The 22,917-nt window shown below is 65.3% G+C and carries 24 protein-coding genes; 14 read left to right on the forward strand and 10 right to left on the reverse strand.

Annotated elements, in window-relative coordinates; translation table 11 throughout:
- Window positions 1–58 precede the first annotated feature (58 nt).
- Window positions 59–793 carry a 16S rRNA (uracil(1498)-N(3))-methyltransferase gene (locus AC1DKY_RS04480; RefSeq protein WP_441602519.1) on the reverse strand — a complete coding sequence of 245 codons (735 nt, stop codon included), beginning with the start codon at window positions 791–793 and terminating at the stop codon, window positions 59–61.
- Between the two features lie 163 nt (window positions 794–956).
- Between AC1DKY_RS04480 and AC1DKY_RS04485 the strand changes: the two genes are divergently transcribed.
- Window positions 957–1,283, forward strand: coding sequence for a hypothetical protein (locus AC1DKY_RS04485; RefSeq protein WP_441602520.1), 327 nt, complete (start codon window positions 957–959; stop codon window positions 1,281–1,283).
- Here AC1DKY_RS04485 and AC1DKY_RS04490 read toward each other — a convergent pair.
- Window positions 1,280–2,638, reverse strand: coding sequence for an adenosylmethionine--8-amino-7-oxononanoate transaminase (locus AC1DKY_RS04490; protein WP_441602521.1), 1,359 nt, complete (start codon window positions 2,636–2,638; stop codon window positions 1,280–1,282). The genes AC1DKY_RS04485 and AC1DKY_RS04490 overlap by 4 nt on opposite strands.
- A gap of 61 nt (window positions 2,639–2,699) precedes the next feature.
- Here AC1DKY_RS04490 and gspN point away from each other — a divergent pair, with 61 nt between their 5' ends.
- Genes gspN through mazG form a run of 6 tightly spaced genes read left to right on the forward strand, consistent with a single transcriptional unit; the run spans window position 2,700 to window position 6,831 of the window.
- Window positions 2,700–3,485 (forward strand): type II secretion system protein N, encoded by a 786-nt coding sequence (gspN, locus tag AC1DKY_RS04495; RefSeq protein WP_441602522.1) that lies wholly within the window; start codon window positions 2,700–2,702, stop codon window positions 3,483–3,485.
- A complete protein-coding gene (locus tag AC1DKY_RS04500) occupies window positions 3,482–4,264 on the forward strand; it encodes an inositol monophosphatase family protein (protein ID WP_441602523.1) in 783 nt (260 codons plus the stop codon). Before gspN ends, AC1DKY_RS04500 begins: the two co-directional genes overlap by 4 nt.
- A gap of 9 nt (window positions 4,265–4,273) precedes the next feature.
- The gene (locus AC1DKY_RS04505; RefSeq protein ID WP_441602524.1) at window positions 4,274–4,618 is read left to right on the forward strand and encodes a hypothetical protein; all 345 of its coding nucleotides are present in this window, start codon (window positions 4,274–4,276) and stop codon (window positions 4,616–4,618) included.
- A gap of 19 nt (window positions 4,619–4,637) precedes the next feature.
- A complete protein-coding gene (gene nudE, locus AC1DKY_RS04510) occupies window positions 4,638–5,195 on the forward strand; it encodes an ADP compounds hydrolase NudE (protein ID WP_121878143.1) in 558 nt (185 codons plus the stop codon).
- Window positions 5,192–6,019, forward strand: a complete 828-nt coding sequence (gene cysQ, locus AC1DKY_RS04515) for a 3'(2'),5'-bisphosphate nucleotidase CysQ (RefSeq protein WP_441602525.1) — start codon at window positions 5,192–5,194, stop codon at window positions 6,017–6,019. The genes nudE and cysQ overlap by 4 nt, the downstream gene beginning before the upstream one ends.
- Window positions 6,016–6,831 (forward strand): nucleoside triphosphate pyrophosphohydrolase, encoded by an 816-nt coding sequence (gene mazG / locus AC1DKY_RS04520; RefSeq protein WP_441602526.1) that lies wholly within the window; start codon window positions 6,016–6,018, stop codon window positions 6,829–6,831. Before cysQ ends, mazG begins: the two co-directional genes overlap by 4 nt.
- A gap of 100 nt (window positions 6,832–6,931) precedes the next feature.
- Here mazG and AC1DKY_RS04525 read toward each other — a convergent pair whose 3' ends face one another.
- Window positions 6,932–7,450, reverse strand: a complete 519-nt coding sequence (locus tag AC1DKY_RS04525; protein ID WP_441602527.1) for a hypothetical protein — start codon at window positions 7,448–7,450, stop codon at window positions 6,932–6,934.
- Window positions 7,451–7,580: 130 nt separating this feature from the next.
- Between AC1DKY_RS04525 and AC1DKY_RS04530 the strand changes: the two genes are divergently transcribed.
- Window positions 7,581–8,351 (forward strand): DUF4097 family beta strand repeat-containing protein, encoded by a 771-nt coding sequence (locus AC1DKY_RS04530; protein ID WP_441602528.1) that lies wholly within the window; start codon window positions 7,581–7,583, stop codon window positions 8,349–8,351.
- A gap of 36 nt (window positions 8,352–8,387) precedes the next feature.
- Here AC1DKY_RS04530 and AC1DKY_RS04535 read toward each other — a convergent pair whose 3' ends face one another.
- From AC1DKY_RS04535 to AC1DKY_RS04545, 3 genes are read right to left on the reverse strand one after another with little or no spacing between them, the layout of a single operon-like run.
- A complete protein-coding gene (locus AC1DKY_RS04535; RefSeq protein ID WP_441602529.1) occupies window positions 8,388–9,500 on the reverse strand; it encodes an SLC13 family permease in 1,113 nt (370 codons plus the stop codon).
- A complete protein-coding gene (locus AC1DKY_RS04540; protein WP_441602530.1) occupies window positions 9,501–11,984 on the reverse strand; it encodes an ABC transporter permease in 2,484 nt (827 codons plus the stop codon).
- A 13-nt stretch (window positions 11,985–11,997) separates the two neighbouring features.
- On the reverse strand, window positions 11,998–12,744 hold the full coding sequence (locus AC1DKY_RS04545) for an ABC transporter ATP-binding protein (protein ID WP_441602531.1): 747 nt from the start codon (window positions 12,742–12,744) through the stop codon (window positions 11,998–12,000).
- Between AC1DKY_RS04545 and AC1DKY_RS04550 the strand changes: the two genes are divergently transcribed.
- The 3 genes from AC1DKY_RS04550 (at window position 12,743) to AC1DKY_RS04560 (ending at window position 15,208) form a co-directional block, all read left to right on the forward strand.
- Entirely contained in the window at window positions 12,743–13,360 is a 618-nt protein-coding gene (locus AC1DKY_RS04550) for an arylesterase (RefSeq protein WP_441602532.1), read from the forward strand. The two genes, AC1DKY_RS04545 and AC1DKY_RS04550, sit on opposite strands and share 2 nt — an antisense overlap.
- A gap of 111 nt (window positions 13,361–13,471) precedes the next feature.
- Window positions 13,472–14,203 carry a response regulator transcription factor gene (locus AC1DKY_RS04555; protein ID WP_046970365.1) on the forward strand — a complete coding sequence of 244 codons (732 nt, stop codon included), beginning with the start codon at window positions 13,472–13,474 and terminating at the stop codon, window positions 14,201–14,203.
- Between the two features lie 84 nt (window positions 14,204–14,287).
- Window positions 14,288–15,208 carry a sensor histidine kinase gene (locus AC1DKY_RS04560; RefSeq protein WP_441602533.1) on the forward strand — a complete coding sequence of 307 codons (921 nt, stop codon included), beginning with the start codon at window positions 14,288–14,290 and terminating at the stop codon, window positions 15,206–15,208.
- A gap of 56 nt (window positions 15,209–15,264) precedes the next feature.
- Here AC1DKY_RS04560 and AC1DKY_RS04565 read toward each other — a convergent pair whose 3' ends face one another.
- Window positions 15,265–16,623 carry a 3-oxoacid CoA-transferase gene (locus AC1DKY_RS04565; protein ID WP_441602534.1) on the reverse strand — a complete coding sequence of 453 codons (1,359 nt, stop codon included), beginning with the start codon at window positions 16,621–16,623 and terminating at the stop codon, window positions 15,265–15,267.
- Window positions 16,624–16,855: 232 nt separating this feature from the next.
- Here AC1DKY_RS04565 and AC1DKY_RS04570 point away from each other — a divergent pair, with 232 nt between their 5' ends.
- On the forward strand, window positions 16,856–17,902 hold the full coding sequence (locus tag AC1DKY_RS04570; RefSeq protein ID WP_477179881.1) for an isoaspartyl peptidase/L-asparaginase family protein: 1,047 nt from the start codon (window positions 16,856–16,858) through the stop codon (window positions 17,900–17,902).
- A gap of 56 nt (window positions 17,903–17,958) precedes the next feature.
- Here AC1DKY_RS04570 and AC1DKY_RS04575 read toward each other — a convergent pair whose 3' ends face one another.
- The 3 genes from AC1DKY_RS04575 to AC1DKY_RS04585 all read right to left on the reverse strand — a co-directional run bounded on the left by AC1DKY_RS04575 (window position 17,959) and on the right by AC1DKY_RS04585 (window position 21,548).
- On the reverse strand, window positions 17,959–18,522 hold the full coding sequence (locus tag AC1DKY_RS04575; RefSeq protein WP_046970362.1) for a response regulator transcription factor: 564 nt from the start codon (window positions 18,520–18,522) through the stop codon (window positions 17,959–17,961).
- A gap of 99 nt (window positions 18,523–18,621) precedes the next feature.
- On the reverse strand, window positions 18,622–19,896 hold the full coding sequence (locus AC1DKY_RS04580; RefSeq protein WP_441602536.1) for an ATP-binding protein: 1,275 nt from the start codon (window positions 19,894–19,896) through the stop codon (window positions 18,622–18,624).
- Between the two features lie 119 nt (window positions 19,897–20,015).
- Window positions 20,016–21,548 (reverse strand): peptide MFS transporter, encoded by a 1,533-nt coding sequence (locus tag AC1DKY_RS04585; RefSeq protein WP_441602537.1) that lies wholly within the window; start codon window positions 21,546–21,548, stop codon window positions 20,016–20,018.
- Window positions 21,549–21,781: 233 nt separating this feature from the next.
- On the opposite strand from AC1DKY_RS04585, the gene AC1DKY_RS04590 reads away from it, so the two are divergent.
- Both AC1DKY_RS04590 and AC1DKY_RS04595 read left to right on the forward strand, forming a co-directional pair.
- Window positions 21,782–22,156, forward strand: a complete 375-nt coding sequence (locus tag AC1DKY_RS04590) for a diacylglycerol kinase (protein ID WP_046970359.1) — start codon at window positions 21,782–21,784, stop codon at window positions 22,154–22,156.
- Between the two features lie 146 nt (window positions 22,157–22,302).
- Entirely contained in the window at window positions 22,303–22,917 is a 615-nt protein-coding gene (locus AC1DKY_RS04595; protein WP_441602538.1) for a LemA family protein, read from the forward strand.

A 22,917-nucleotide genomic window follows, 5' to 3' on the forward strand; every position in this document is an offset into this window, starting at 1 on the left:
CAATGATCTTGTGACTCCCGAAGACACGCCCTGCATGGGCGTGTTTTCGTTTCTGCGCTTACACGTCGCCGTGCAGGGCCTGCAATGCCGCCAGCGCGGCGAGGCCGGCGGTCTCCGTGCGCAGGATGCGCGGCCCCAGCCGCAGCCCTTCGAAGCCCGCCTCGGTCAATGCAGCCGTATCGCGGTTGCCAAGTCCGCCTTCCGGGCCGACCACCAGCAGGCCGCCGGCCGGCGTGAAACGCAGTTCTCCCGGGCGCCGGCTACCCTCGGGCAACAGGGCCAGGCGTAGCGCTCCATCCTGCGGAAGCTCGCGCAGCCAGTGTTCCAGCGGGATGGCTGGCAGCACCGTAGGCAGGCGGGCACGGCCGCTCTGCTCACAGGCGCTGGCGACGACGGCCTGCCAATGCGCCAGGCGTTTGCCGGCGCGGGCCGGATCGAGCTTCACTTCCGAGCGTTCGGTCAGCAACGGCACGATGTGCGTCACCCCAAGCTCGGTCGCCTTCTGCACGATCAGATCCATCTTTTCGCCCCGGGCCACGCCCTGTGCCAGGGTCAGCGGGAGCGGCGACTCATTGCCGACCGGCTGGGCCGCTTCCACCCGGACCGTGACATCGCGCTTGCCCACCGCCTGGATGACCGCCGGGTAGTCCACGCCATCGCCGTTGAACAAGGTGATGGGCGAACCGGCGGTCAGGCGCAGCACACGCGCGACGTGCTCGCCCGCCTGGGCCGGCAGACCCAGTTCCAGGCCCACGGCAAGCGGCAGTTCGACATGTATGCGGATCGTGCGCATGAGACGTTAGGGAAGGGAGGAAACGTAAAGCATAGCGGACACCGTCTTATGCGCCTTGCGCCCGACTACCTGAATGCACGGGAGATGCCGCGCCAGGGACATTTGCCTGCCGGCTGGAGCCGGCGCAGCATGTAGGTCATCCCTCATTCCCCGGAGGTGGATCATGGTCAGCAAATCCCTACTCGTACTAGCCATGGCGCTGGGTACGACCCCGCTCGCGATGGCGCAGACCTCGGCGGTCGCGGGTGCCACGGTGCAGACGAGCCAGCAAGGCATGGCTGACCAGTCTGCGTCCAAGAAGCCCCCGCAACCGGGCGACCGCAACTGCATCCAGAGCACTGGCAGCCTGATTCCTGCCAAGCCGGGTACCTGTCTGCCGGTGGCCGGCCGCAGCTACAGCTACCAGGACATCCGCAACACCGGTCAGCCTACGCTGGGTCCGGCATTGCAGCAGCTGGATCCGAGCATCACGGTGACCGGCGGTCACTAAGCCACGGCACGCTCGATGCCTGCCACGGCGGTATCGACGAGATGATCGATCTCGTCGGTACTGACCACGTAAGGCGGCATGAAATAGATGATGTCGCCCAGCGGGCGCAGCAGCGCTTCGTGCTCGAGTCCATGCAGGTAGACGCGCAGCCCGCGCCGTTCCGAAGAGGGGAACGGCGTGCGTCTGGCTTTGTCCGCCACCAATTCCACCGCGGCGATCATGCCGGTCTGGCGCACGTCGGCCACGTTCGGGTGCTCGCGTAGCGGGGCCAGGCGCTTGCTCAAGTGCGCTGCCAGCACGCGGTTTCGTTCCAGCACCGGTTCGTCGTCGAAGATCCTCAACGTTTCCAGCGCCACGCGGCAGGCAAGCGGATTGCCGGTATAGCTGTGCGAGTGAAGAAATGCCTTGCCTGCGCTGTATTCGGCGTAGAACGCCTCGTACACCCTGGAGGTCGTCAGCACCGCGGACAACGGCAGGAATCCGCCGGTAAGTCCCTTGGAAAGGCACATGAAGTCCGGCGAGACGCTGGCCTGTTCGCACGCGAACAGCGTGCCCGTGCGACCGAAGCCCACGGCAATTTCATCGGCGATGAAATGCACGTCGTATTCGTCGCACAGGCGACGCAATCCCGCGAGATAGTCCGGGTGATACATGCGCATGCCACCGGCGCATTGCACCAGCGGTTCCACGATAACCGCACACACTTCGTGCGCGTGCTGCTCCAGCAGCTGACGCAGTTCGTCGAGACGACGTTTGGCGACGTCGCCGGGACTCTCGCCTGGCAACGCCTCATACGTATCGGCCGAAGGCGCGAGGATGGGCGTGAGCAGCAAGGGCGCGTACGTCTTGCGATAGAGCGCCACGTCGCTGACGGACAACGCACCCAGCGTCTCGCCGTGATAGCTGCCGGTCAAGGCGATGAAACGCGTCTTTTCGCCGTGCCCCTGGTTGAGCCAGTAGTGGAAGCTCATCTTCAGCGCCACTTCGATGGCGGCCGAACCATTGTCGGCATAGAACACGCGATCCAGGCCCGGCGGCGTCACGCGCACCAGGGCTTCGGCGAGCGCGACGGCGGGCTCGTGCGTGAATCCAGCAAAAATCACATGCTCCAGGGTCTTGGCCTGATCAGCCAGGGCCGCTGCCAGGCGCGGATTGGCGTGGCCGAACAGGTTGGTCCACCACGAGCTGATGCCATCGAGGTATCGCCGGCCACTCGTATCGATCAGCCAGGCGCCCTCGCCGCGGGCGATGGGCACCATCGGCACCGTCTGGTGATCGTGCATCTGCGTGCAGGGATGCCATAGCAGGCTCAGGTCCCGACGCACCAGCGCGTCGGCAGCGGGGAGAGTGTTCATCCGGCTATGATCGGCGTTTCGAGCGTGCCTGCTCAAGTCTTGCGTCCACCAGGGAGCCGATTTGAAGGTTTGGCGTACTGCACTCACGGGCCTGTTGGCCTTACTGATCGCCGCTTTTGCGCTGCTGTGGTTCCTGCCGGCACGCTGGGCCATGCCCTGGCTGGATGCCCGCCTGAACGGCGTGCGCCTGCAGCAGGTCAGCGGCCTGCTATGGGACGGCAAGGCGGGCAAGGTGCTGTCGGCGCGGGGCGAGAACCTGGGCACGCTGCAATGGCAGTTGTCGCGCGCTGTACTGCTGGGCGACAACCGCCTGCATGTGGAACTGCATGGTCCCCGTGTCGATGTCGTGGGCACGATGACCGGCAGCCGCGCCACCGAGGCCACCTGGACGGACGTCCAAATGCGCATCGATCTCGACGTACTAGGCGGCGGTCCATTGGTATTGGGAGGGTTGCCGCGAGGCACGCTGCGGGTTGCCGCGGGCAGCATCGAATTGCGTGGCGGCTGGCCCTGGTCAATGGATACGCAGGTGGAGTGGCGGGATGCTGTGTTGAGCATGCCGCGCCAGGGAGATCTACGCCTGGGCAGTGTGCATGCCGAGCTGCGCGCAGCGAATGGCGTTATCGACGGCCCCGTGCAGGACGACGGCCATGGTCCGCTGCGCGTCGATGGCCATTTGCAATTGAGCCCTCTGGCGCGTCGCTTCGACGCCGTCGCGGCGCCGCGCGGCAGCCATCCCACGCTACAGCGCTGGCTGGCCGGTTTTGGCGCGGTCGATGCCGATGGCGTCACGCACATCCATTACAGTGGAGGTCTTGCCGCCGCCATCCATGGGGAACAACGATGAGCGAACTGGATCTGCCCAAGGCGCTCGCCGCCGCACGCGAAGCCGCCGAGGCAGCCGCGCTGGTGCTTCGGCACTACTGGCGCAAGGGCGTGGCAGTGGAACTCAAGAGCGACGACACGCCGGTCACCGTGGCCGATCGCGAAGCGGAACTGGCGATACGCGAGATCCTGCAGAAAGCGCTGCCGCAAGCCTCCATCTACGGCGAGGAATTCGGCCGCGACGACCACAGCTCCGAGCTGCTGTGGCTGGTCGATCCGCTGGATGGCACCAAGAGCTTCGTGCGTCGAACGCCATTTTTCTCCACCCAGATCGCACTCATGCATCGCGGCGAGCTGGTGCTGGGCGTGTCCAGCGCGCCTGTCTACGGCGAAGTCATGTGGGCCAGCGCAGGCAGCGGCAGCTGGTTCGACGGCGAGCGCGTGCAGGTGGCCCCGACCCAGGCGATGGCGCAGGCATCGCTTTCCACCGGCAACATCAAGACGCTGACCAGAGATGCACGCTGGCAAGCGCTGGGCGCCATGATCGCCGGCAGCAATCGCATCCGCGGCTATGGCGATTTCTGCCACTACCACCTGCTGGCGCGAGGGGGACTGGATCTGGTCATCGAGTCCGATGTGAACATTCTCGACGTGGCCGCGCTCGCCGTCATCGTGCGCGAAGCAGGCGGCGTGTTTACCGATATCCACGGCCACGCGCTCTCGCTCGACACGACGAGCGTGCTTGCCGGTACGCCCGCAATTCATGCCCAGGCGCTCTCCCGTCTTGCACTCCCGCACTGAGGAACGCTCATGGAAGGTCTCGCTCCCATCTATGCATGGATTCTTGGCAACAGCCCGATGTTCATCGCGGCGGTCGTGGGCATCGGTCTGGCCGCCGTGCTGTGGCCGACCGCGCGCAAGTCGGCGCTGCTGATGCTGGTGGCCTGCGCGCTGCAGGTACTGATCACGTTGGCCAATGCGGGCATGTATGGCTGGTATCTGCCCCATGCGACGGCGCAGGGGACGATGGCCAGCGTCCGGGGCGTCCTGATGATCTGGTCGGTGCTTGGCAGCCTGCTGCACGCGATCGCGTTCGGCTTGCTGATCTGGGCCGCTTTTGATGGCCGCAAGCAGGTTGCGGCGGCCAGTCGCTGAGCCGCGCTACAATCGCCCGATGCACAAGCCACCGATCATCCATGCCACCCGGGACGTGCACGACAGCAGTTTTCTACGCGTCGAGCAGCTCGATCTCGAATTCTCCAACGGTGAACGCCGCACCTACGAACGCCTGAAGGGCAGCGGGTTGGGCGCCGTCATCATCGTGCCGATGATCGACGACGAGACCGTGCTGCTGATCCGCGAGTACGGTGCCGGCGTCGGCCGTTACGAACTGGGCCTGCCCAAGGGGCGCCTGGATCGCGACGAGACGGTGGAGCAGGGCGCCGATCGCGAGCTCAAAGAAGAGATCGGCTATGGCGCGCACAAGCTCAAGATCCTGCACAACCTGTCGCTGTCGCCGTCGTATATGACGCATATGGCGCACGTGGTGCTTGCGCAGGATCTCTATCCGGAACGCCTGGAAGGCGACGAGCCCGAAGAACTCGAAGTGGTGCCGTGGAAGCTGGCCGACCTGCACACGCTGGTGGCTCGCGACGATGTCACCGAAGGCCGTTCCATAGCCGCACTCTTCATGGCTCGCGAATACCTCGCCGGCCGGTTTCAGCCGACATGACCGACGTACCGTTCTCCATGTTGCTGCAGCAGATCGCAGCGATCGCCCGCGATGCGGCTGACGCGATCCTGGTCGTCTACGGCCAGGATTTCGAAGTCGAGCGCAAACAGGATCACTCGCCCGTGACCGCCGCCGATCTCGCTGCCCAGCGCGTGATCACTGCCGGCCTCGCCAGCCTGGATGGCGTGCTGCCGGTCATTTCCGAAGAGGCACGGGCGGCCCCATGGTCGCAGCGGCGCGAATGGCCACGTTACTGGCTGGTCGACCCGCTGGATGGCACGCGCGAGTTCATCAAGCGCAATGGCGAGTTCACGGTGAACATCGCGCTGATCGAAAATCACCAGCCCGTACTCGGCGTGGTGCTGGCGCCGGTGACGGGCGAGCTCTACGCCGCTGCCCGCGGCGAAGGGGCGTGGCTGCAGCGCCAAGCCGGCGCCGACTGGCAGCGCATCGGCACGCGCGGCCTGCCCGAACTGGCAACGGTCGCCGGCAGCCGCTCGCACGGCGGCTCGGCCGTGGCCTTGCTGCAACAGCTTATCGGCGATGACTACACCTCGGTGCCGCTGGGTTCATCGCTCAAGTTCTGCCTGGTGGCGCGTGGCGATGCGGACGTCTATCTGCGCCGCGGCGCCACCAGCGAGTGGGATACCGCTGCGGCGCAAAGCGTGCTGGAAGAAGCCGGTGGTGCCGTGCTCGACCTCAACGGCGAGCCGCTGCGCTACAACCGCGGCGACTCGTTGATCAACCCCGAATTCATTGCCGTGGGCGACGTTGCCATCGACTGGAAGTCGCGCCTGCAGTCGGCCGATCTGGAAGCCTTATGAGTGAATCCAAGCAGCACAGCATGGATGACCTGCTCGCCATCATGGCGCGCCTGCGCGACCCGCAGAACGGGTGCCCCTGGGATGTGCAGCAGGATTTCGCCACGATCGCGCCGTACACCATCGAAGAAGCCTACGAAGTCGCCGACGCCATCGATCGCAAGGATTGGCCCGATCTGCGCGACGAACTCGGCGATCTGCTGCTGCAGGTCGTGTTCCATGCGCAGATGGCGCGGGAAGCGGGCCTGTTCGAATTTGCCGACGTGGCCCATGCGATCAGCGACAAGATGCTGCGTCGTCATCCGCACGTGTTCGGCGATGAGAGCTACGACAATCTCGACGCGCAGAAGCAGGGCTGGGAAGACATCAAGGCCGCCGAGCGCGCCGCCAAGGGCGAGCAGCATGACGACAGCGCGCTGGCCGGCGTGTCGCGCGGACTGCCCGAGTGGAAGCGTGCACTGAAATTGCAGGAGCGCGCCGCCAAGGTCGGTTTCGATTGGCCGGACGAGCAGCCCGTGCTGGACAAGCTGCTCGAAGAAGTGGACGAAGTGCGTGCCGAGTTCGCCAACGGCCGCGACCGTCAGCGCCTGCAGGATGAAATCGGCGACGTCCTGTTTGTGATGGTGAACCTGGCGCGCCACGCCGACGTGGATTTTTCGCAGGCACTGCGCCACGCCAATGCCAAGTTCGAACGTCGCTTCCGCGCCATGGAGCAGCTGGCGCACGAGGACGGCAAACGCCTGGCCGAGCACGATCTCCCCGCGCAGGAAGCGCTGTGGCAACGCGCCAAGCGTTTGGACGACACGCCCGCCTGAAGCTCGTCGGCGCTGCAAAAAAAGGAGGCACGGGCTCTGGGGTTCCCGTGCCTCAGGGCATGGCGCTGCCTACCGGCAGTGCCGCTTTTCTTCTTATGGTTTAAGACTTCGGCTGATTGCTGCGCTGTTCCCACTGGCTGCGCAGCTTGTCCATTTGCGCGCGCATCTTCGCTTCATTGGCGAGGTTCTCATCGAGACTCTTGCGCAGCGTAGCGATCGCCTGATCGGTATTGGCCGGCGCCGCCTGCAGGCGGGCGAGCTGGTGATACACGTAGGTGCGCACGCGCGGGTCCTGCGACTTGGACAGCACGTCGTTGTAGAGCGCGGGCAGTTCCTTGCTGCGGCCGCTTTCGCGGTACAGGTGTTCCAGCGCGACGAGGTCGCCAATCACCGGCGCTTCCGGACCGGCCATGTCGGGCCGGCCGAACCCGGGGTGGCCAAAACCGCCAACTTCAGGACCGCCCATGGGGCCCGGCATGGCGTCATGCGCCATCGGCGCGGCCTTGCCGGCGGGGCCCTTGGCGGGCGGTGCCGAGGGGGCGTCCTGGGCCATGGCCAGCGAGGCCACAACGGCAACCGTCAGGGCGAGTGCGGAGGCGAGCAGTGTCTTGCGTTGCATGGCAGTGGGTCCCCACGTGGTTCGTGAAATCTCAAAAACGCTGATCGCCGGCACGCGTTGACGGCCAGGGCTATAAACCTTTTCTCGCGGGGCGCCATCCAAGCCTTGTCCCGTCAACAAGGAGCACCTCATGCGCCGTCTCATCCTCGCCGTCCTGCTGCTGGCACCGCTGGCTTCCTATGCCGACCAGTGCCAGTACTCGGCCCCGCGCAATCTCACGCTCGACCTTGCCGGCGTGCGCGAAGTTCAGGTGGAACTGCGCAGTCACGACCTGCACCTGAGCGGCAGCGATGGCGCCAAGGGCGGCACGGTCACCGGCCGCGCCTGCGCCTCCGATCCGAAGCTGCTGGACGATCTCACCGTGACGCAGCATCGCGAGGGCGATCGCCTGATCGTGGAAGTGGGCGGCCATGAGCACAGCCACATCTCGTTTGGTTACACGTACACCGACCTGAAACTGGATATGCAGGTGCCGTCGCAGATCCCGGTGGTGCTCAACGTGGGTTCGGGCGATGCATGGGTCAGCGGACTGCAGCGCCTGAGCACCCAGGTCGGTTCCGGTGATGTGCACGTCAGCAAGATTTCCGGCCCGTTTGCCCTGAGCGTCGGCTCGGGCGACATCGATGTGAACGATGTGGGCAGCTTGGATGTGGGCTCGATCGGCTCTGGCGACCTCAAGATCAGCGGCGTGCGCGGCGATGCCCGCGTGGGCAGCATCGGCTCGGGCGACATCGGCATTCGCAGCGTGGGTGGCAGCGTGCGCGTCGATACGCTCGGCTCCGGCGACCTGGTGGTGCACGACGTGCAGGGCGACTTCACGCTCGGCGCCAAGGGTAGCGGCGACGTGAGCCACTCCGGCATCAAGGGCAAGGTGAGCGTGCCGCGCGACCGCGACGACTGATTCGTCAGATCTCGAACGACTCAGGCGCTGGCCGGGTCAACCCAGCCAGCGCATCACCAGATAGACGAGCGGTGCGCATACCAGCAGGAACGGTATCGACACCATGTGCAGCCGCCGCATACCGTGCGGCTGCTTCGCCAGGCGCAAGGCAATCAGATTGGCCAGCGACCCGATGGCCACGCCGAAGCCGCCGACATTGACCGCCACGGCCAGCGCCATGGGATCGGGTGCGTGGCGCAACAGCAGCACGGTGGCCGGCACATTGCTGATGACCTGCGATGCAAGAATGCCGCTTGCATAGAGCGTGAGTGGATTTTCCAGATTGATGCTCGCCAGCGCGCGCTGTACCGACGCCAGTTCGGCGAAATGGCCCAGGCCCAGGAAGATCGCAGCGAAGGTCACCAGCAGCAGCCAATCGATGCGGCGCAGCGTGCCGAACTCCAGCAAGGCAAAAGGCACAATGAGCAGCAGTGCGCCGAGCACGGCATGGTTGTGTTCCATCATCGCGACCATGCTGACCAAGGCGAGCACCGACAGGATGGCCTGGGAGCTCGACACCGGATGGCCATCGATATCCTCTGCGTGCAGAATCACGCGGCCGCGCGGCATCCACACCAGCGTCAGCAACAGCACGAGTACAAACATCACGCCGAACGCCGGCAGCATCGCGCGCATGAACTCAAGCAAGGGCAGGTGGGTGTACTGCCAAAGCAAGAGGTTCTGCGGATTGCCGATGGGGCTGAGCGTGGAGCCTGCATTCACGGCGAGCGCTTCGAGCACCACCGTGCGCATCACCGGCAGGTTCGAGATGCTGCCGATCGCCAGAGTCAGCGGCACCAGCAAAAACAGGCTCACGTCGTTGGTAAGCACCATCGACAGCAAGGCCGTGGTGCTCACCAGCAACACCCCCAGGCCGCGCAGCGAGTGCACCCGCTCGATCAGAGCCGCCGCCGCGTGCTGCACCAGCCCGCTGTCGCGGATGCCCTGGATGCAGATCATCAGGCCCAGCAGGCCGGCCAGCGTGGGCAGTTGCAGCCAGCGCTGATAGTTGGCCAAGGGACGTGGATCGATGATGGCAAGCACGATCGCCAGCAGCGCAAAGGCGATCAGCAGGCGTTCGTGCCCGAGACGTTTGATCCAGCCTGGCACTCAGCTTTCCCTTAGCAAACGCATCGGCGAGGTGCGACTGACGCGCGCCGTACCGGCCAGTCCCAGCAGCATCACCACGACGGCCGCCACTAGGGCGGCCAGCAGCAGCGAGCCCAGCGGTGGCACGAAGTGCTCGATGTGGAAGATCGCATGGCCAAGCCACAGCCCGGTGCCCGCGGCGCCGAATGCCGCGGTGAGTCCGGCCACCAGGCCGAGCAGGGCAAACTCGCACGCGGCCGCCATGCGCAGCTGCGTGCGGCGCGCGCCCAGGGTGCGCAGCAAGGCCGCTTCATGGCGGCGCTCCTGCGCGCTGGACGCAAGCGCGGCAGCGAGCACCAGCGCACCGGCGAGCAGGCTGAAGCCCAGCACCCAGCGGACTGCGCCGCTCACCTGATTCACGATCTCTCGCACGCGATCGAGCATCGCATCCACGTCGATCAGGCTGAGGTTGCTGTAATCGCGCGACAGCTGTGCCAGCGATTCCGCATGGCCACGCGGCAGGTAGAAGCTGGCGATCCAGGTGTGCGGCAGGGACGCTGCGTGCGCGGGATCGAACACCAGGAAGAAGTTCACCCGGAACGAGGTCCAGTCCACCTTGCGAATGCTGCCCACGCGTGCGTCGATGCTGCCTTCGCCCACGTTGAAACGCATCATGTCGCCCACCTTCAGGCCATACATGTCGCGCCACATGGTGTCGATGGACACCTCGGCCTGCGCGGGATGATCGCCATGCCACTGGCCGGCAATCACTTCATTGCTTGGCGGCAGGTCGGCGGCCCACGACAGGCGAAGCTGGCGGTCGGACCAGTCTTTGGCGCGCTCGTCCTTGAAGTGCAGCTGGTCGACCGGCTGGCCATTGATCGCAGTGAGCTTGCCCACCGCGAGCGGCAACATGTTGAGCCGTTCGCCGCCGATGCGCGCCAGCGCCTGCTGGAAGCCCTCGCGCTGATCGTCCTGGAGATTGAGCACGAACCAGTTCGGTGTGTCAGCCGGCAATTCGCGACGCCAGCCTTCGAGCAGTGCCGGCGCCACGATGGCCAGCAACAATAGCGCGACGAGACCCAGGCTCAGCGCCGTCGCCTGCAACAGGCTCATGCCGCGACGTCGGGCCAGTGCGGCCAGGCCCAGCCGCAAGGCAGGATGCGCACCGGGCGCCACGCGACGGGCAACCCACAGCAGCAAGGCCGAAAGCAGGGCAGCAACCACGGCCACGCCCAGCAGGCTGACCGCGAGTATGCCTGCGAGCTTGGCCGAGCCGCTCTGGCTCCAGATCAGCAGCAATGCCACCAAGGCCGGCACCAGATACAGCGCATCGAAACGCCGCACGCGGCGCGCCGCGCTTTCGCGGAACACGGCGACCGGCGGTACCTCGGCGAGTCGTGCCAGCGGGGGCAAGGCAAATCCGGCGAGTACGGCCAGGCCCATCACCGCCGCGGCCACCGCAGGTCCCAGGGGCAGCGTGGTCGGAATGGCGGAAAACAGCTGGCTGGCAAAACTCCAGGTGATCTGCGCGAGGCCGAGCGCGAGCAGGCCGCCCACGATCACCGAGGGCACGGCGAGCAGGCCCAGCGTTCCGACCAGCAGGCCGAGCACTTGCCGCCGCGGCGTGCCGAGTGCGCGCAGCAGGGCCACTTCGTTGGTCTTGCGGCGCGCATAGCGCTGTGCGGCGAGGGCGATCGCCACACCGGCCAGCAATGCGGACAGCAATGCCGTGAGGCGCAGGAAGGCGCTGGCGCGGTCGAACGCGCTGCGCATGCGCTCCTGCGTCTGCTCCGGTGTGATCAGCTCCGCGCCCTGCGGCAGGGATTGTGCCTGCACCCACGAGCGCCAGTCCTGCACCGGCGAGGGCTGCCCGGCGACCAGCAGGCGGTGACGCGCGCGGCTGCCCACGGCGAGCAGGCCGGCTTGTTCCGCATCACCGATGTTCATCAGGGCGCGCGGCGCCATGGCGACCAGTTCGCCGCCATCTGGCAGGCGCACTAATTCCGCGGCAATGCGCAGGTCGCGCCCGCCCAACTGCACGCTGTCGCCCACCTTCAGGCCGAGCGCGACCAGGGCGCGATGATCGAAATAAACCGTGCCCGCCGCCGGCCCGTGACCGACCACGGTGCCGCCGGACCCTTGCGACAGTTCCATCGTGCCGCGCAGCGGATAAGCGCTGTCGGTGGCGAGCACATCGAGCAGCTGGCTTTGCTCATGCGCGAAGGCGACGCTGGGGAAGCTGGCGCCACGGGTGGCCTGCAGGCCGCGCTCGCGCGCCTGCTCCGCATAGTTTGCCGGGAGCGCCTGAGGCGCGCTGATGCCGACGTCACCGCCGATCAGTTCCGCTGCGCTGGCAAGTACACCACGTTCCATGCGCGCGGCCAGCGTGGCGACCACGCCCAAGGCAACCACGGCCAGCACCAGCGATGCGCCCAGCGTGCGTAGCTCGGGCAAATGCCATTCGCGACGCAGGCTGCGCAGGGAGAGCGTGAGCAGCCTCATGCGTACAGACTCGTCATGGCGCCACCGCCGCTGGCGTGCGCGGCGCTACCAGCACGCGGCCACTGTCCAGGGTGACCTGGCGTGAGCAACGGGCGGCGAGCTTGGGATCGTGCGTGACCAGCACCAGGGTGGTCTGGTGATCGTGGTTGAGCGAGAACAGCAGATCGCAGACGTGTTGCCCGGTGCGTTGATCGAGATTGCCGGTGGGTTCATCGGCAAACAACAGGCGCGGGCTGTTCACGAAGGCGCGTGCGATCGCCACGCGTTGCTGTTCGCCGCCCGAGAGCTGGGCCGGATAGTGACGCCGACGGGCGCTCAACTCGACGGCCTCCAGCGCTTCGCGGGCGCGGGTGCGGGCGTCGTCGCGTCCTTCCAGCTCCAGCGGCAGCATCACGTTTTCTTCGGCGGTCAGCGCGGGCAACAGGTGGAACGACTGGAACACGAAGCCGACCAGCCGGCGGCGGATATCCGCGCGGGCTTCTTCATCCATGCGCTCGAGCGCATGACCGTCGAGCGCGATCTGGCCGCTCGATGCCGTATCCAGACCGGCCAAGAGGCCGAGCAAGGTGGTCTTGCCCGAGCCCGAGGCGCCGACGATGGCAAAGCTCTCGCCTTCGCGTACCTGCAGCGACACACCGGTGAGGATATCGAGGCGGCCCTCAGGGCCTTGCACCGACTTGCTAACATCGATCGCGTCCAGCAGGACACCCTTGGAGTCCGTTGATGGACTCTTGGATAAAGCGGAGGCATTACCACTCATGCGTCGTTTCCTATGTTGCCTGGTCGTGCTGTGGGGTGCCGTCGTCGGCACCGCCCAGGCGGCCCCGCCGAAAACCGTACTCGTGCTGGGCGACTCGCTGTCCGCTGCACACAACATTCCGGTCGAGGCCGGCTGGGTCCATTTGCTCGGCGACCGTCTCACCAAGATGGAGCCGGGTTGGACCGTGGTCAATGCCAGCATCAGTGGCGAAACGTCATTGAGTGGTCGAAATCGTCTTGCCGCTTTGCTGGAGAAGACCAAGCCCGCGGTGCTGGTGCTCGAACTGGGCGCCAATGACGGCCTGCGCGGCCTGCCGCTCGCCCAGCTCAAGGACAATCTCGCCGCCATGATCGACGCCGGCCAGCAGGCGCATGCGCGCGTGCTCCTGCTGGGCATCGAGCTGCCGGTGAACTACGGCCCGCAATACCGCGACGGCCTGCGTGCCATCTACGCGGACCTGGCCAAGACCAAAAACACCGCCCTGGTGCCGTTCCTGCTCGATGGCGTGGCGCTCAAGCCCGAGTTGATGCAGGACGACGGCCTGCATCCGGTGGCGGCCGGCGAGCCGATGGTGCTCGACAACGTCTGGAAGGGACTGGCGCCACTGTTGCGTTAGCGTGAGGATAATCACAACCGCGTGTGAACCGGGGCCCTGTTCTTTCACGTGACCCTCACGACGCCGGTCGTTAGCTGTTCACCTTTGTGAAATCAGCTTCAGGAGGTACGGATGAGCTCGCGCGACGAACAAGCAGGACTAATCCTTCTGGTCGAAGACAACCGCCAGATCGCTGAAATGGTCGGCGAATTTCTCGAGCGGCGCGGCTATTCGGTGGACTATGCCGCCGATGGCGTCAGCGGTCTTCATCTGGCCGTCTCCAACAGCTATGACGTGGTCGTCCTCGACCTGATGTTGCCGGGCATGGACGGCCTGGACGTATGCCGCAAGCTGCGCCGCGATGCCAAGAAGTCCACGCCGGTGCTGATGCTGACCGCGCGCGACACGCTGGAAGACAAGCTCGTCGGTCTTGAGGCCGGCGCCGATGATTACCTGGTGAAGCCCTTCGAGGTACGCGAACTGGAAGCACGCCTGCGTGCACTCATTCGACGTGACCGTCGCCAGGTCTCCACCGAAATCCTCACCGTGGGCGACATGACGCTCGATACCGCCACGTTGCGACTCGTGCGCGGCGGGCAGGAGCTCACCGTGTCGCCGATCGGCCTGAAGCTATTGGCCATCCTGATGCGCGAATCGCCGCGCGTGGTCAGCCGGCGCGACATCGAGCGCGAGATCTGGGGCGATACGCTGCCCGATTCGGACACCCTGCGTTCCCATCTCTACAACCTGCGCCGCGTCATCGACAAACCCTTTGACCGCCCCCTGCTGCACACCATCCACTCCGCTGGATATCGCCTTGCCGATCTCGAGTCGGAGGTGGCATCTGCCTCGCAGCCGGCATGATCGCGCAAGCATGAGTTGATTATGGCCAGCAGGGGTAGTGCACAGCCCGCGCGGGCGTTCCGCCGCGGGCTGTATCATCGACGCATGGCGATCATATTTGGCTTGCAACTGCTGGCCATCGTGATCGTTTGCCTGATGGGCTTGTACAACGTCGCTCCGGTGAGCGCGGTGCTGGTGCTCATCGTGATCATCAGTGCGCTCTCCTGGTTTGCGGCACGACGCCAGTGGGCGCCGGTGAGTCGACTTGCCCAGGCCGTCAGTGACTGGGACGAACAATCCACCGGCCTCGATGGCTGGCGTCCGGACCAATTGCCACGACGCACCGACGCCGACGTGGCCACGCTGGCCAGCAGCCTCTACGGATTTGCCAATCGCATTGCCGGCTACAACCAGCGCGAGCGAAATTTCACGCGCGATGCGAGCCACGAACTGCGCAGCCCTCTCACGGTGATCAAGATGTCCGCCGACATGCTCGCCGACGATGCGTCGCTGGGCGAATTCGGCCAGCGCTCGGTACAGCGCATCAAGCGTTCCACGCGCGAAATGGAAGCCCTGGTGGAGGCGCTGCTGATTCTTGCCCGCGAGTCGGACAACGGGTTGACCGAGGAAGACTTCGTCGTCAACGACGTGATCCGCCACGAGTTGCCCGATGTGATGGAGATGCTGGAAGGACGTCCCATCAGCATCGAACTCGAAGAGCCGGCGCGCTTCGTGTTGCATGGTTCACCGCGCGTGTTTGCGGTGTTGTGCTGGCAGCTCATCCGCAATGCCTGCCAGCAGGCAGAAGGCGGCACGGTCGTGATTGCCGTGTTGCCGGGTGTAGTGACGGTGTCGCATCGCGGCGAGCCCTTGCCCTCGCAGGGCGCGAACCGGCATGGTTTCGAACTGGCCATCGCGCAGCGCATCAGCGAGCGCTTCCATTGGCCGCTGGAATTGCAGACCCGCGAAGGGCGTCGTCACATCGCGCGCATCCGTTTTCCGGAATCGACGCCGGTGACGGCGTAACCCACGCGAGGTATCGCGGCCCGCCGGGGCTTGCCGGCAGGCCGCTTGGATGGCGCTTACTGCTTCAGCGACGCGCTCACCGTGAAGTCGCAACCCGTCTTCGCCTTCACGTCTTCCAGCGTGACGCCATCATGCAGCTCGATCAGCGTGATGCCCTTGCCCTTTTCCACCGAGAACACGCACAAGTCGGTGATGATCAGGTCCACGCATTCCTTGCCGGTGATGGGCAGGTCGCACTGGTTCTTGATCTTGGGCGTGCCGTCTTTGGCGGTGTGTTCCATCAGCACCACCACGCGCTTCACACCGCTGACCAGATCCATCGCGCCGCCCGGTCCCTTCACCATCTTGCCCGGCACCATCCAGTTGGCGATATCGCCGGTGCACGACACCTCCAGGCCGCCGAGGATGGACAGATCCACATGGCCGCCGCGGATCATCGCGAACGACTCGGCGCTGGAGAAGAAGCTCGAGCCGGGCAGGGCGGTGATGGTCTGCTTGCCGGCGTTGATCAGATCGGGATCGACATGGGCATCGTCCGGGAACGGGCCGATACCGAGCAGGCCGTTTTCCGACTGCAACGTGACGTCCATGCCCGGCGGAATGTAATTGGCCACCAGGGTCGGGATGCCGATGCCCAGGTTCACGTAGAAGCCGTCCTGCAATTCCTTCGCGGCGCGCTGCGCCATCGCGGTGCGGATCGGGCTTTCCTTGCCGGTATTGGCGCCGGCGATGGTGCGGAATTCGATGCGCTTCTCGTACGACGGCCCCTGGATGACGCGGTCGACGTAGATGCCCGGCACGTGCACGTTGTTCGGATCGAGCGTGCCCACTTCGACCAGTTCTTCGACCTCGGCCACGCAGACCTTGCCGCAGGTGGCGATCATCGGATTGAAGTTGCGCGCGGTCTCGCGGAACACCAGGTTGCCCAGGCGATCGCCCTTCCACGCTTTGACGATCGACACGTCGGCGTGGATGGCTTCCTCCAGCACGTATTCCTTGCCGTCGAACACCTTGGTCTCTTTGCCTTCGGCCAGCTTGGTGCCGAACGCGGTGCGCGTGTAGAAGCCCGGGATGCCCGCGCCGCCTGCGCGCAGCTTCTCGGCCAGCGTGCCTTGCGGCACCAGGTGCAATTCCAGTTCGCCGGCCAGCACCTGGCGCTCGAATTCCTTGTTCTCGCCCACGTAGGAGGCATATACGCGCTTGACCTGGCGGGTCTTGAGCAGCGGCCCCATGCCGAAGTCATCCACGCCGGCATTGTTGCCCACGATGGTGAGCCCCTTGGTGCCGGCGGCCAGCAGCGCGCCGATCAGGTTTTCGGGAATGCCGCACAAGCCGAAGCCGCCGGCGGCGATCGTCATGTCGTCGAACAGCAGGCCGTCGAGGGCTTGCGCTGCGCTTGCATAAACCTTGTCCATTGCGATGCCTTCTTGCAGGGGAGAGCCAGTTGCCAAGGATACGACGGATTGGTGACCGACCATGCCGGACGAAGGTCGCTGGTCGCCACGAATGGCTCAACGGCGCCATCGACGGTGCTTTCTTCGCCGCCGGCGACATTCGCGTTCCCCGTTTTCAAAGCCGCAACCATCCGGATGAGCATGGTGAGGTGGCTGGCTATACTCCATGCCAACGAGGTGGGGAGTGTCGTCCGTGAAGTTCAGCCGTCTTATCGTCGCCGTCGCGGCGCTGGGCATCGTGTCCACGAGCCAGGCGGCCTCGCCGGTGTTGGTGATCCATGGCGGTGCCGGCGTCATCAAGCGCGAGATGAGCCCGGCCAGGGAAAAGGCCATACGCGCGGCGCTGACACAGGCGCTGCAAAGCGGTTACACCCAACTGAAAGCGGGCAAGACGGCGGTGGATGCCGTATCGGCAGCCATCACCGTGCTGGAAGACGACCCCAATTTCAACGCAGGCAAGGGTTCGGTCTTCACCCACGACGGCAAGAATGAAATGGACGCCGCCATCATGAACGGTTTCACGCTTGAGGCCGGCTCCGTCGCAGGCGTGCATCGGGTGAAGAACCCCATCTTATTGGCACGCGCGGTGATGGAAAAATCCCAGCACGTGATGATGGTGGGCGATGATGCCGAGGAATTCGCCAAGCAGGTGGGCATCACCTTGGTTGATCCGGCCTACTTCCGCACGGAAGAACGCTGGCAGCAGCTGCAGAAGGCACTCAAGGAAGACGCCAACGACGAGAAGCATTCGGACGTGGAGACGGCCAAACACTTCGGCACGGTGGGTGCGGTGGCGCTGGACGCGCAAGGCCATCTGGCCGCCGGTACCTCCACGGGCGGTATGACGGACAAGCGCTGGGGCCGCGTCGGCGACTCGCCGATCATCGGCGCCGGCACCTATGCCAACTCCGGCTGCGCAGTGTCCGGCACCGGCTGGGGCGAGTACTACATCCGCACCGTGGCCGCACACGAGATCTGCATGCGGGTGACGCAGATGCGCGTGCCGCTGCGTCGCGCGGCGGCCGAGGTGATCAATCAGGAAATTCCGTCGATGGGCGGCAATGGCGGAGCCATTGCGCTGGATGCGAAAGGCACCGTCACCATGCCGTTCAATACCGACGGCATGTACCGCGGCTGGATTGGCGCCGACGGCGTGCCGCACGTGGCGATCTATGGCGATGAGGATGATGGTGCGGCCGATCCGTTGCCTGCGCCTGTCGGTTCATCGTCGCAGCCGTAACGTCCGCCTTTTGCAACACAGGCGGCATGACGTCGCCGCCTGCATCTCTCACGTAATTACTCTTCGTTGTCCGGCCGCTCGCGCACCGGATGCTTGCTCAGCTTGCGCTGCAGCGTACGGCGATGCATGCCCAGGCGGCGAGCCGTTTCGGAGATATTGCCGTCGCACTCGGTGAGCACGCGCTGGATGTGTTCCCACTCCAGGCGACGCAGGGCCAGCGGCGCTTCCGGTGCGTCGATCACGTCGTCTTCGCTGGCGGTGGTGTCACCGTCGAGCAGGGCGCGCACTACGGCGTCAGCGTCGACCGGCTTGGCCAGGTAGTCGTGCGCGCCGCGCTTGATCGCTTCCACGGCGGTGGCAATGGATGCGTAACCGGTCAACAGCAGCACGCGGATTTCCGGTACCAACGCCTGCAGTTCGGGAATCAGGCGCAGGCCGTTTTCTTCACCCAGTTTCAGGTCGAGCACGCAGTAGCGGGGCTGGTGGCGGCGGGTGAGCGCGCGGGCTTCGTCGGCGTTGCTGGCGGTGATCACTTCGAAGCCGCGTGAGCTCAGTGCGCGCGCCAGTACTCGGGCAAACGTGGCGTCGTCATCGACAATCAGTAGTTGCTGGTCACTCATCTTGCTCTCCTCGGCGCAGTGCCGATGCGTGCATTTTCGCCGCTGCGACAAGGCATTCACATGTGGCCATCTGCCACTGTGGCTATCCGCCGCAGCCGATTATGGCGCGGCGATCACCGCCAGCGGCAGGCGCAGGCGCATCTGGGCGCCGTGCCCGGTATTGAGCGCGATGAGCTCGCCGGCCAGGCGTTCGGCGGTGGCCTCGGCCAGGGCGAGGCCGATGCCCAGTCCGCTCTGCTTGTGCGAGCGCCCCAGTTCGGACAATTCGCCGGTGGGGTCGGCAAAGCCCGGGCCGTGGTCGGCCACGATCAGCTCCAGCCAGCCATCATCACGCCGTACGGTGAGGGCGACCGCCTGGGATTGGTTGATCGCCGATGCGTCCGCTGCGTTGTTCAACAGGTTGAGCAGGGCGTGGCGCAGGCCCGGCGGTGTACGCAGCACGGTGCGCGCGGCCTCCTGGTCCAGGGCCAGGGCCAGGTCGGCTTCCGGCCGCAGCAGCTGGAAGCGTTCCAGGCAGCCGTGGATGAACTTGTCGACGGTGAGCTGCTCGGGTTCCTGCGACAGCTGTGCCTTGCCGAAGGCCACCATTTCGCGAAGGATGGTGCGGCAGCGATCCACCTGGCCTTCCAGCAGTTCGAGATCCTCGGCGAGTGCTGTGTCGCCGGCATGCTCGCGTCGAAGTTCGGGCAGCAGCGTGCGCATGGTCGACAGCGGCGTATTGAGTTCGTGCGCGGCGCCGGCGGCCTGGGTGGCGATGGCGAGGATGCCTTCATCGCGCAGCGCGCGTTCGCGGACCTTCTGCATTTCCATCTGCTGCAGGCGGGCGGCGCGGGCCAGCCGGTTGATGAAGAAGCCCAGCAGCACGGCCATGATTACGAAGTTCACGCCCATGCCGAGCACATGCAGCGAGAAGCCGCTGGTGGAGTGCATGGGTACGGGCAGCGGTACATACCAGGACAGCAGCACCGCATAAGCCGCGCCGACCAGCGCAGCCACCACCAGCACGGCGTTGACGGTCAGCGCCGCCGCGCTCAGCGCGATCGGGATCAGCAGCAGGGTGATGAACGGGTTGCTCGCGCCGCCGGTGAAATGCAGCAGGTAGCCGAGCACCAGCGTGTCGACGCCCACGTGCACGATGGTTTCCCACTGCCGGATGGGCCAGGGCTGGGTGAGGCGCCAGGCGGCGAACATGGCGAACACGGCCAACAGCCCGATGCCGACCATCAGCGGCAGCAGCGGGATATCCATGTGCATCCACAGCGCGCACACCAGCACGGCGGTGCTCTGGCCGGCAATGGCGCAGATGCGCAGCCAGGCGAGACTGCGGAACAGGGTGCGGGGGCCGATGCGTTGCTGGGTGGAGGCGCGTTTCATGCCGGCGATGTTAGCCGGTTTGGGCCATAAGCCCGGCGTGGGGGCTGGCCGCTGCGTCACTTTGCGCCGGGGGGGCGCCCATAAAAACTCGCCCCGACGAGCGGGGCGAGTGGGTTCGATCAGACTTCTTCGCTGTGCACGGCCGGCAGCGGCGTATGCACTTCAGCGTGGCTGCGCGAGAGCTTGTTCATCAGCGGCAGCATGACTACGGCGATCACGGTGCAGGCAATGCCCACGAAACCGAGCTTGTTGAACAGGCTCACGTAGATGTTCAGCGACTCGACCGGGCTGCTGATGTTCTCCGGCATCGCGGCGATATTGGCCACCACGCTGCCCAGGTACTGCGAAATACCCACAGCCACGTAGTAGGCGCCCATCATGAAGCCGCCCATGCGCGCCGGCACGTAGCGGGCAATCATGGCCAGGCCCAGGCCGCTCACCAGCAGCTCGCCCAGCGAGTAGAAGCCGTAGCCCCAGACCATCGTCCACGACGACACCTGGCCGGCGACGGCGCTCATGGCACCGATGCCGTACATGAAGAAACCGATGGCCACCGCGGCAAAGCCAAGCGCGAACTTGAACGCCACCGACGGATCCTTGCCCACACGGCCCAGGCCGTTGTAGATCGCCACCAGCACCGGGCTCAGCAGCACGATCCAGATCGCGTTGAGGTTCTGGTACTGCTCGGGAATCCAGTTGAAGACGTGGACGCCGAACACGTCGAACGAGAGATTCACGTTCTTCTGCGCGAACAGGTTCAGCGAGGTCGCCATCTGCGCGTAGAAGATGAAGAAGAAAATCGTCTGCACGGTGAGCACCAGGGCGGCAATCAAGCCCGCGCGCTCACCCTTGCCGGCGTTGCGGATCAGGTGCACGAAGATGCCCAGGATCACGATGCCCGCGAGGTACACGCAGATCTTGGCGGCGAGCAGGCTCTGCAGGATGAAAGCCGCCACCACCACCAGCACCAGCGACGCAGCGACCAGCGCAAACACGCGCTTGAGCTGCACCGGCTGTTCATCCGGGGGCGAGCCGATGTGGGCCAGCGTGCGATGCATCAGCGAGTAATTGATCAGGCCAAGCACCAGGCCCACGGCGCAGGCGCCGAACGCGGTATGCCATCCCATGGCGTCGCCGTAGTGCGCGCCCACGTAGTCGCGGATCCAGGGCGTTGCCGTCATCGAAACCATCGAGCCGACGTTCACCGCCATGTAGTAGATGGTGAACGCGCTATCGATGCGGACGTCGTCGCCCTCGTAGATCTTGCGCACGAGGTTGCCGGCGTTGGGCTTGAAGAAGCCGTTGCCGACGATGATCACGCCCAGCGACACATAAGTGAGCGTCGGATCGTTGGAAGGAATCCACAGCATCGCGTAACCCAGTGCCAGCACGACCGCGCCGGTGACCATGGTGCGACGGGTGCCGATGAGCTTGTCGCCGACCCAGCCGCCGATGGCGGGCGTGGCGTAGATCAAGGCAGCGGCCGCGCCCCATACGAGGTTGGCCTTGGTATCGATGAAGCCGAGCTTCTTCATCATGTAGGTGACCATCAACACCTGCATGCCGTAGAAGCCGAAGCGCTCCCACATCTCGATCAGGAACACGGTGCTGAACGAGCGGGTCTGCGAGACCGGTGGATTCTGGATTGCCATTCAATTGTCCGTACTGCGTTTCTAACAACGGCCGCGCGGGGCGGCCGGCTCGCGTAACCCCTGACGGGGTCACAAAGTGGGCAAGCGTAACCCAACATTCATTCAGTTGACGTTGCACTGCCGCATGCAGAAACCTGCGGTCTGCCCGCCCGTCAGGCGATATGGCAAAATCGAGGCCTTGTGCCCGTCGGGCACGGGCGCGGCCACGCCGCAATCTCACAGAGGACGACACCATGGCCGCTACCGGCTTCCGCGGGCCCCGGCAAATCTGGAACGCCTTCAAGTGGTCCATGAAAGGACTGCAGGCGGGCTGGCGCCACGAGGCCTCGTTCCGCATGGAGGTAGGCATCGCCGTGATCCTGGTGCCCTTGGGCCTTTGGCTGGGCAACGGCCCGCTGGAAAAGATCGCCCTGATCCTGCCGCCGGTGCTGGTGCTGTCGGCCGAGCTGCTCAATTCGGCAGTGGAAGCGGTGGTCGACAAGGTCAGCCCCGAATTTCACGAACTGGCCGGCCGCGCCAAGGACATGGGGTCGGCGGCGGTGTTCCTGCTGCTGACCATGACGGCCTTGAGCTGGGGGCTGATCCTGTGGCCCCGCTGGGTGGGCTGAGCGAGCTCGTCATTCCGGCCTGCGCCGGAAAGACGTGAGGTAAATGAGCGCTTGGGCAAGATTCGAAGCGAATCTAAGACTCCGTAAGATTGCGCCGTCACATGCGGGATGCTGCAATGGGCCCTCCACCGGATTGGAGCACCCCCATGAAACTTCTTCGTGTCCTCGCCTTGCTGTTGGTCGCCGCCGGCCTCTCGGGCTGCGGATATAACGCCATCCAGCGCCAGGACGAGTCGGTGAAGGCGGCCTGGTCCGAAGTGCTCAACCAGTACCAGCGTCGCGCCGACCTGGTGCCCAACCTGGTCAATACGGTGAAGGGCTATGCCCAGCACGAAGAACGCGTGCTCACCGAGGTCACCAATGCGCGCGCCAAGGTGGGCAGCACGCAGCTGACCACCGACGATCTGAACAACCCCGAGAAGCTCAAGCAGTTCCAGGCGGCGCAGGGCGAGCTGTCCAGCGCGCTTTCGCGCCTGATGGTGGTCAGCGAGAACTATCCGAACCTCAAGGCGGACGGTTTGTTCCAGAACCTGCAGGCGCAGCTGGAAGGCACTGAGAACCGCATCACCGTGGCCCGCAACCGCTACGTGAAAGAAGTGCAGGATTACAACTCGATGATCCGCACCTTCCCCAACAATCTCACGGCGAAGATGTTCGGCTACCAGGTCAAGGCGAACTTCTCGGTCGAGAACGAGAAGGCTATTTCCACGGCGCCGACGGTCGACTTCGGCAGCCCGGCGCCCGCTGGCTCGGCGCATTGA

The organism is Dyella sp. 01N448 (assembly GCF_056399225.1).